At 71.6% G+C, this 9,532-nt stretch carries 7 protein-coding genes and 1 pseudogene; 7 read left to right on the top strand and 1 reads right to left on the bottom strand.

What is annotated here, in order from left to right:
- On the top strand, nt 1-218 hold a 218-nt coding region (locus AB0I68_RS29945; protein WP_363180479.1), incomplete at its 5' end, for a hypothetical protein.
- Between the two features lie 94 nt (nt 219-312).
- On the opposite strand, the gene sulP is transcribed toward AB0I68_RS29945, so the two are convergent.
- On the bottom strand, nt 313-2,025 hold the full coding sequence (gene sulP / locus AB0I68_RS29940) for a sulfate permease (RefSeq protein ID WP_363180478.1): 1,713 nt from the start codon (nt 2,023-2,025) through the stop codon (nt 313-315).
- Between the two features lie 244 nt (nt 2,026-2,269).
- Here sulP and AB0I68_RS29935 point away from each other — a divergent pair, with 244 nt between their 5' ends.
- The 6 genes and pseudogenes from AB0I68_RS29935 to AB0I68_RS29910 all read left to right on the top strand — a co-directional run bounded on the left by AB0I68_RS29935 (nt 2,270) and on the right by AB0I68_RS29910 (nt 9,527).
- Entirely contained in the window at nt 2,270-2,890 is a 621-nt protein-coding gene (locus AB0I68_RS29935; protein ID WP_363180477.1) for a hypothetical protein, read from the top strand.
- Nucleotides 2,891-3,042: 152 nt separating this feature from the next.
- Complete coding sequence (locus AB0I68_RS29930; RefSeq protein WP_363180476.1) at nt 3,043-3,948, top strand: universal stress protein; 906 nt, start codon at nt 3,043-3,045, stop codon at nt 3,946-3,948.
- 31 nt (nt 3,949-3,979) lie between these two features.
- Nucleotides 3,980-5,002 (top strand): alcohol dehydrogenase AdhP, encoded by a 1,023-nt coding sequence (gene adhP / locus AB0I68_RS29925; RefSeq protein ID WP_363180475.1) that lies wholly within the window; start codon nt 3,980-3,982, stop codon nt 5,000-5,002.
- A gap of 5 nt (nt 5,003-5,007) precedes the next feature.
- Nucleotides 5,008-5,636: pseudogene (locus AB0I68_RS29920) on the top strand (universal stress protein); the annotation flags it as partial.
- Between the two features lie 83 nt (nt 5,637-5,719).
- Nucleotides 5,720-6,733: a type I glyceraldehyde-3-phosphate dehydrogenase gene (gap, locus tag AB0I68_RS29915; RefSeq protein ID WP_363180474.1), complete on the top strand. Its 1,014-nt coding sequence runs from the start codon at nt 5,720-5,722 to the stop codon at nt 6,731-6,733.
- A gap of 100 nt (nt 6,734-6,833) precedes the next feature.
- Nucleotides 6,834-9,527 carry a GNAT family N-acetyltransferase gene (locus tag AB0I68_RS29910; protein WP_363180473.1) on the top strand — a complete coding sequence of 898 codons (2,694 nt, stop codon included), beginning with the start codon at nt 6,834-6,836 and terminating at the stop codon, nt 9,525-9,527.
- The last annotated feature ends 5 nt before the right edge of the window (nt 9,528-9,532 follow it).

Below are 9,532 nucleotides of genomic sequence, written 5' to 3'. Positions count from 1 at the left end.
CCCGCCGCGGCGGGGGCGGCGGCCGACCCGCCGGGGGCCCCCGGGGGGCGGGGGCCCGGGGCAACCGGCGGGCCCTCGCCGGCCAGTACGCACAGTGCTTCATGAAGGTGGCGGAAAGGGACGGTGCCAGACGCGGGAATGCGGTCGCCGACGGCGCACCGCGCACCGCGCACCGGATCCGCGAGAAGCGGGTGGCCCTCTCCGCCCCGCCGGGGTAGATGCGGGTTCCGGCGCACTCTTGGCGGTCCAGGAGACCTTGGGGTGCCGTGCTGCGTCTTGCACGCCTGGAGCCTTCACCGGAGATGCCGCACCTTACCGGCCGTCGCACCAGGCCCGGTAGGCGGCCACCGCCGTGGGAAGCGTCGCGAAGACGAGGTCCTTGCCGACGGAGTCCACGAGACCGTACGCCTTCAGATCGTCCAGGAGGTCCTGCTTGACCCGGGCCAGCGCGAACACGATGCCGCGACGGACCAGTTCGCGGCGCAGTCCGTCGACCGCGTCCAGGGCCGTGATGTCGACCTCCACGTTGGCCTCGGTATTGAGGACGAACCAGTGGACAGGCTCTTTCTGTTCGTCGACGGCGGCCAGGGCGCGGCGGCGGAAGTCCTCGGCGTTGGCGAAGAACAGCGGCGAGTCGTAGCGGTAGACCAGCAGGCCGGGGACCGTACGGGCCTGCGGGTAGTCGTCCACGTCGTGCATGCCCGCCACGCCGGGCACCAGCCCCTCGACCGCGTCGTGCGGGCGAGCCACGCGGGTCAGCAGCTCGGCCACCGACAGGCCCACGGCCACGATCACGCCGTACAGGATGTCCAGGGCGAGCACACCGGCCAGGCAGCCCAGCGCGAGCAGCAGTTCGCGGCGGCGGAAGGACGCCAGGCGGCGGAAGCCCGCGAGGTCGATCATCCGCACGGCGGCGTAGACGACGAGCGCGCCCAGCACGGCGGAGGGGGTGCGAGACAGCAGCGGACTGAGGAACAGCAGTACGGCCAGCACCGCCACCCCGGCGACCAGGGAGTACGCCTGGCTGCGGGCACCCGCCGAGGAAGCCAGGGCGGTGCGGCTGGCGCTGCTGCTCACCGGGAACCCGTGCACGACGGCGGCACCCAGGCTGGCCGCACCCAGGGCAAGGAACTCCTGATTGGCATCCAGCCCCGCCCCCTCCTCGTCGCGGCCGGTGAACGCCCGTGCGGTCAGGATGAAGTCGGTATAGGCGACCAGGAGCACGCCGAGGGCGGGCAGCACCAGGTGCGGCAGCTCGCCCAGATCGGGCAGGGCGACGTCCGGCAGCCCCGAGGGGACCATGCCGATCACCTGGATGCCGTACCGGTCGTCGAGGTCGAAGGCCACCACGGCCGTCGTAGCGAGAACCATGGTGAGCAGCGGGCCGGGCAGCGTCCGAGCGTACCGGGCCGCCAGGAGGAGGAAGGCGAGCGCGGCGGCCGAGAAGACGACGGTGCTCCGGTGAATGTCCTTCAGATGGCTGACGAACGACCACAGCTGGACGAAGAATTCGGAGCCGGTCGTCTGCACTCCGGTGAGTCTGGGTAGCTGGTCCACCATCATGATCAGGGCCACGCCCGCGAGATAGCCGATCAGGACGGGACGGGAGAGCAGGTCCGCGAGGAAGCCCAGCCGCAGCGTCCGCGCCACCAGGCACAGCAGCCCGACCGTGGCTGCGAGGGCGGCCGCCAGCGAGGCGTAGCGCCCGGAGTCCCCGGCGGCGAGCGGGCCGACCACAGTGGCCGTCATGATCGCGGTCGTCGACTCGGGACCGACCGACAGCAGGCGTGAGGAACCGAACAGCGCGTACAGTGCCAGGGCCGGCAGGATCGCCCACAGCCCGGCGACCGGTGGCAGCCCGGCCAGACCCGCATACGCCATGACCTGCGGCACGAGGTAGGCCGCCACGGTCACTCCGGCCAGCAAGTCGCCCTTCAGGCAGGCACGCCGATAGCCGAGAAACGCGGCGAGCCCGGGTAGCATGCGGCGCCACCCGGGCATGTGCCTGTCCGAGCCCTCGGTCATCAGCCGCCTTTCACCTTCAGGATCCACCAGCGCGCCGCGGATCCTTCACTCGAGGAGCGCGGTCCACGCCATGCCCACAGGGTCCCACGCGTACCGTGCACGACGCGTTCGCCCAACAGGCCCTGCGGAAAGGGACCTTCAGCCCAACGGCCACAGACCTTCGGCATCCGGCGGCGCGCGGCGCCCGCGACAAGAGTGAGGAGTGTCAGGACATCGACCAGACATCCCCGAAGGGATCACCGCCATGGCCGTGCACGAGCACCCGCACCGGAGTCCGGGCTTCCACCTGTCCTTCCGCAGGAACCGTACCGGCTCCCAGATCGCCGTCTCGGCACGCACCGGCGCCCACGCCGTGGGGGCCTACGCCCTCGCGTCCCTGCGTCTGCTCACCGGGTTCGTCTTCCTGTGGGCTTTCCTCGACAAGACCTTCGGCTTCGGCTACGCGACCGCGTCCGGCAAGGGCTGGATCGACGGCGGGTCGCCGACGAAGGGCTTCCTCGGCTCTGTCGCCGCCGGGCCGATGCAGTCGACGTTCCACTCGTGGGCCGGCGACGCCTGGGCGGACTGGTTGTTCATGCTGGGCCTGCTCGGCATCGGCGTGGCCGTCATGACCGGTGTGGCTCTGCATCTGGCCGCGGTGGCGGGCACGGCGATGATGGCGCTGATGTGGATCGCCGAGTGGCCACCGGCCAGGCACCTGTCGGACGGGGCGCCGAGCATGTCCACGAATCCCTTCGCCGACTACCACGTCATCTACGCGGCGGCACTGATCGCCGTGGCGGCCGCGGGCGCGGGCGCCACCTGGGGCCTGGGCCGGCCGTGGGCGCTGCTGCCGATCGTCCGCGACCACACCTGGCTGCGCTGAAAACCACCGACCCGACGGCTCCCGCCCTGGGACCCGTCACGCCAGGGTCCACAGGCCCCGCTGAAGCACCAGTGGCCCCTGTCCCGCAAAACCCCCTTGACACGACGCTGGAATCGGGTCCCTTCGGGTCCCCGATTCAGGAGGTGGAGATCATGCCCCGCACCATTACCGTAGGTCTCGACGGCTCGCCCGAGAGCCGGGCTGCCGCCGAGTGGGCGGCCCGCGAGGCCAAGCTGCGCGGATTGTCGGTGAAGCTCGTCCAGGTGTGGGAACCGGTACCGGTGCCCATGGCCCAGGCCCCGCTGCTGCGGGCCGAGACGCAGCAGCACTGGACCGAGAGGGTGCCGCGCGAGACCGCCGAAGGACTGCGACTGCGCCACCCCGGCGTCGAGGTGAGCACCGAACACATCACCGGACGGCCCGCCGAGGCCCTTGTCCGCGCGGCACAGGATGCCGACCTGCTTGTCCTCGGCTCGCGCGGCCTGGGCGGACTCGGTGGCTTCCTGGTCGGCTCGGTCGGCCTCGCCGTTGTGGCGTCCGCCGAGCGGCCCGTCGTCCTGGTCCGCGCCGGAGAGCAAGCCACCGACGAGCACGAGACGGACACGGCCGGCATCCCGTCCACCGCCGCCCCCTTCCGCCCCGTCGTCCTCGGACTCGACATCGGCCGCCCCGACGAGGCGCTGATCGGGTTCGCCTTCGACGCCGCCGCCCGCCACAACGCGCCGCTGCACGCCGTGCACGGCTGGAACCCGCCGCCCTATTACGCCTACGGCACGGCCCTGGAGCCCGCAGTCGAGCGGGAGATGGCAAAGGGCGACGCCCTCATGGTGACCGAGGTGCTGCGCCCCTGGCGGCAGAAGTTCCCCGACGTCGAGGTCGTCGAGCGGTCCCACTACGGCAGCCCGTCCAGGCTCCTGATCGACGCCTCCCGGGAGGCCTCCCTGGTCGTCGTCGGCCGGCGCATCCGCCGGGGTGCACTCGGGGCCCACATCGGACCCATCACCCACGCCGTCCTGCACCACGCCACCGCCCCCGTCGCCGTCATCGCACACGACTGACACCCCCGACTGCAGAAGGAGAGAAGAGACCATGAAGGCAGCGGTCGTACGAGCCTTCGGCGAGCCCCTGGTCATCGAGGAGCGCCCCGACCCTCAGCCCGGCCCCGGCCAGGTCCGCGTCCGGCTCGAGGCGTCCGGGCTGTGCCACACCGACATCCATGCCGCGCACGGTGACTGGCCCGTCAAGCCCACCCCGCCTTTCGTCCCCGGCCACGAGGGCGTGGGCCTCGTCGAGAAGCTCGGTGAGGGCGTCACCCACCTGTCCGTCGGACAGCGCGTCGCCGTGCCGTGGCTGGGCAAGGCGTGCGGGCGGTGCGAGCACTGTCTCTCCGGCTGGGAGACGCTGTGCGAGCAACAGATCAACACCGGCTACGGCTGCGACGGCGGGTACGCCGAGAAGATGCTGGCCTGGGCCGACTTCGCCCAGCCCGTGCCCGAGGGCGTCACCGCCTTCGAGGCCGCCCCGCTGACCTGCGCGGGCGTCACCACCTACAAGGCCCTCAAGGTCGCCGACGTCAAGCCCGCGCAGCTGGTCGCGATCTCCGGCGTCGGTGGCCTGGGCCACCTCGCCCTGCAGTATGCAAAGATCGCCGGCGCGACGGTCGCCGCGATCGACGTCACCGACGACAAGCTCCAACTCGCCACCGAACTGGGCGCCGACGTCGTCATCGACGCCCGCAAGCAGGATGTCGGCAAGGAGCTGAAGAGGCACGGCGGCGCCCATGCGGCGATCGCCCTCGCGGTGAACCCGGCCGCGTTCGAGGCCGTCAACGCTGGTCTGCGACGCGGCGGAAAGCTCGTCATGGTGGCGCTGCCCGCACACGGCACCATCCAGGTTCCGATCTTCGACACCGTCCTGAACGGCACCTCGGTGATCGGATCCATCGTCGGTACGCGGCAGGACCTCGCCGAGGTCTTCCAGCTCCACGCTGCGGGCCGGACGAAGGTCATCTACGAGACCCGCCCGCTCGCCTCCGTGAACGAGTCGATCGACGCCGTGCTGCGCGGCGAGATCAAGGCCCGGATCGTCTTCGACCTGGATGCGGGACGGTGAGGACGATGGACCTCCCGATCGTCGTCGGTGCCGACGGCTCGGAGCCCAGCATGCGCGCCGTCGACTGGGCGGCCGACGAGGCCGCCCTGCGCGGGGCGCCACTGCGGCTGGTGTACGCCTCGCTGTGGGAACGGTACGAAGGCACCTCTCTCGCGCAGGAGCTCGGCAAGCCCTCCGAACAGGTGATGGCCGAGGACATCGTCGAGAGCGCGGCACGCCGTGCGCACAGCCGCCAACCCGACGTCAAGGTCACCACCGATGTGCTGCCCGAGGAACCCGAGTACGCGCTGGTACGGGAGAGCCGCACCGCCTCCGCGATGGTCCCGGGCTCGCGCGGCCGCAGCAGTATGGCCGAGGCGCTGCTCGGCTCGGTCAGTGTCACGGTGGCCGGCCACGCGCACTGCCCAGTGATCGTGCTGCGCGGCAGCCACGACATCCGGGTCCGCCCGGGGCACGCCGCATCGTCCTCGGCGTCGGTGAGAAGCCGGAGGACACTGCGGCGGTGCGCTTCGCCGTCGAGGAGGCGCAACGCCGTGGCGTGCCGCTGGAGACCATACGAGCCTGGCGCTGCCCCGCGTACGAGACCACCGACCATCCCCTGATGTCCGGTAAACCCGCCCGGCTGCACGAGGAGGGCCGCGAAGGAGCTGGAAGCGGCCCTGCGCCAACCGGACCCGCTCCGGTCGAAATCCGCCACCGAAACAGGAGTTCACCATCATGACCGTACGTGTCGGCATCAACGGTTTCGGCCGCATCGGCCGCACCTATCTGCGCGCGGCCCTCGACCGCGCCGAAACGGGCACCCAGGACCTCAGGGTGGTCGCGATCAACGACATCACGTCTCCGGCCACTCTGGCCCACCTCTTGGAGTACGACTCCACCTTCGGGCACATCGGAAGGGAGGTCACCCACGACGACAGCTCCGTCACCGTCGACGGCCAACGCATCACCGTCACCGCCGAGCGCGATCCGGCGGCCTTGCACTGGTCGGACTACGGCGCCGACATCATCGTGGAGTCCACCGGCCGCTTCCGCGACCGCGACTCCGCCGCCCTGCACCTGAAGGCCGGCGCACACACCGTGCTGCTGTCGGCCCCGGGCAGGGGAGTGGACGCCACCATCGTGATGGGCGTCAACGACAACACCTACGACCGGCACCGCGACCGGATCGTCTCGGCCGCCTCCTGCACCACCAACTGCGTCGCCCCCATGGTCAAGGTGCTGCACGAGACCTTCGGCATCGACCGGGGCATGATGACCACCATCCACGGCTACACCAACGATCAGTCCCTGCTGGACGGCCCGCACAAGGACCTGCGCCGGGCACGCTCGGCGGCCCTGAGCATCATCCCGACCAGCACCGGCGCTGCCCGCGCGGTCGGCCTCGTACTGCCGGAGCTGGCCGGCGCCCTCGACGGCATCGCGGTCCGCGTGCCGGTCGAGGACGGCTCGCTCACCGACCTCGCGGTGGTGCTGAACCGCGAGGCCACGGTCGACGAGGTCAACGCCGCGTTCGCCGATGCCGCCGATGGCCCGCTGAACGGCATCCTGCGGGTGTCGAAGGCCCCGATCGTCTCCCGCGACGTCATCGGTGACCCCGCCTCCTGCGTCTTCGACCCGGCTCTGACCCAGGCCAACGGCACTCTGGTCAAGGTCTTCGGCTGGTACGACAACGAGTGGGGCTACACCAACCGGCTCCTGGACCTCACCGCCTTGGTCGCAGACGACTGACGGATACGGCAGGAAGCGGCCCAGAGCGCCCGGTCAGGGCCGGCACAACCGTGCCGGACGACAGTGCTCGAACCGTCAAGAGGCTTGGAGGAGATCCGCGATGACGGACGACGTGCTCAACCACCCGCCGGTTCACGGCTTGCTCGCAGATGGCACCACCGTGTGCATGCGTCCCGTGACCCCGGCCGACCACGACCAACTGCAGGGACTCTACGAGGAGATGTCCCCCGAGAGCCTGCGGATGCGGTTCTTCTCGGTCAGCCGGCGCTCCGGCACCCTGGCCGCCGACCGCGCCTGCGCTCCGGCGCGCCCCGGCTACCGGGCACTGCTGGCGGAGACGCAGGGCCGGGTGATCGGCATCGCCGAGTACGACATGGAGGGAGAGAACCACGAGGCCGAGATCTCCGTCGCGGTCTGCGACGGCCTCCACCACCGCGGAGTGGGCACCCTCCTCGTCGAGCACCTGGTCTCCACCGCTCGAGCCGACGGCATCACCGCATTCACCGCCGACGCACTCAGCGAGAACCGCGAGGTCCTCCAGCTCTTCGCCGACCTCGGCCTGCGCACCGCCCGCCGCTTCGAGGGCCCCGAGGTGCGCTGCACCATCCGGCTCGACGAGGACGACACCACCTACCTGACCGCCGTGGAGGCCCGCGGCCGGACCGCCGACGTCGCCAGCCTCGAGCCCCTGCTGCGCCCGAACGTGGTCGCCGTCGTGGGCGCCGGACGCAAACCCGGCTCGGTCGGCCGGGCGATCCTGCACCACCTGAAGGCAGGCGGCTACACCCACCGTGTGTTCGCCGTGAACCCGAGCGTCAACCACATCCTCGGCGTGCCGTCCTCCCCGTCCGTCAGCGCCCTGCCCAAGACCCCCGACCTGGCGGTCGTGGCCATCCCCGCCGCCGCGGTCCCGGCCACCGCAGAGGAATGCGGCAAAGCCGGTGTCCGGGCGCTGCTCGTCATCACCGCCGGACTCGACAGCGAGCAGGCACAGGCACTGCTGGCCACCTGCCGCACCCACGGCATGCGCCTGGTCGGCCCCAACTGCCTCGGCATCTCCAACACCGAGCCCGGCCTGTGTCTGGATGCCACGTTCGCCGCCGGCCACCCACGGCCCGGCACCGCAGGCGTCGCCGTGCAGTCCGGCGGAGTCGGCATCGCCCTGCTCGACGGATTGTCCCGGCTGGGCATCGGCGTCTCGTCCTTCGCCTCGCTCGGCGACAAGTACGATGTCAGCGGCAACGACATGCTCCAGTGGTGGGAGAGCGACGGCCGCACCGAACTCGCCCTGCTGCACCTGGAGTCCTTCGGCAGTCCGCGGGCATTCGCCCGCACTGCCCGGCGCGTGACCCGCCGCATGCCCGTCCTGGCCGTCGACGCGGGCCGCACCGATGCGAGCCGTCGAGCCGCCGCCTCGTACACCGCCGCCGCGGCCACCCGCACGATGACCAGGCAGGCGCTGTTCACCCAGGCCGGCATCACCGCCACCCGCTCGGTCGGCGAACTCCTCGAGACCGCCGCCCTGATGCACTCCCAGCCGCTCCCCGCCGGCAGTCGCGTCGCGATCGTCACCAACGCGGGCGGTGCCGGGGTGCTGGCGGCCGATGCCTGTGCGGAGGCGGGACTTGTCCTGCCTCCGCTCACCCCGGAGGTGGTCGACGATCTGTTCGCCGTGCTCCCCCAGGGCGCGGCTGTCGGCAATCCTGTCGACGCCACCGCTGCCGTCACGGAGGAACAGCTCGCGGACTGCCTGGACCGGCTGATGCGCCACCCGGGTATCGACGCCGTTCTGGTGGCCCTCGTGCCCACGGCAGTCGCCGCGGCGACCGGCGACGATCTCGTCCGGGCCCTCACCGGAGCCCCCGGACACCGGGCCAAGCCGATTGCCGCCGTACGCCTGGAACAGGACCTGCCGGTCAGGCTGCTGCCCGCCACCGGCGGCACCATCCCGTCGTACGCCGAACCCCAGGCGGCGGCACGGGCCCTGTCCCACGCCGCCCGCCGCGCAGCTTGGCTCGCCCGGCCCGCGGGCACCGTCCCCGACCTCGACGGCATCGACACAGCCCGCGCCCAAGAGGCCGTCGAGACCTTCCTGACCCAGCATCCAGACGGCGGCTGGCTCGACCCGCGCACCTGCGCCGACCTGCTGGCCTGCTACGGCATCCCGCAGATCCCGTGGGCGTGGGCGGAGACCGAGGACGACGCCGTCCTCGCCGCCAAGCGGCTGCGCGGCCCGGACGGCCGAGTGGTGATGAAGGCCCACTGGCCGGGACTGGTGCACAAGAGCGAGCAGCGTGCCGTGCACCTCGACCTCCAGGGCGATGCCCAAGTACGCGCTGCCTTCCGGGACTTCGAGACCCGGTTCGCGGGACTGCTCACGGGCGTGGTCGTGCAGCCGCTCGCGCCGCGCGGCACCGAACTGTTCGCCGGCGTCGTCCAGGACGAGGTCTTCGGCCCGCTCGTGCTGTTCGGGCTCGGCGGCACCGCGACCGAGGTCCTCGGCGACCACGCCGCCCGTCTGGCCCCGCTCACCGACCACGACGTCCACGACCTGATCACCACGCCCCGCTGCGCCCCTCTGCTGTTCGGCGCCCACGGCAGTCGGCCGGCCGACCTCGAAGGCCTGGAGCAGCTGCTCCTGCGCCTGTCCCGCATGGCCGCCGACCTGCCGCAGCTCGCCGAGGTCGACTTCAACCCCGTGCTCGCCACAGCAGAAGGGGTCTCGATGCTCGATGCGCGGGTGCGTCTGGTGCCCCGCAGCGCCCAGGACCCCTATCTGCGCCGACTCCGCTGAGGAGG

This window comes from Streptomyces sp. NPDC050448, assembly GCF_040655295.1.
Taxonomy (GTDB): domain Bacteria; phylum Actinomycetota; class Actinomycetes; order Streptomycetales; family Streptomycetaceae; genus Streptomyces.
This window is presented reverse-complemented; position numbering and strand designations above follow the sequence as displayed.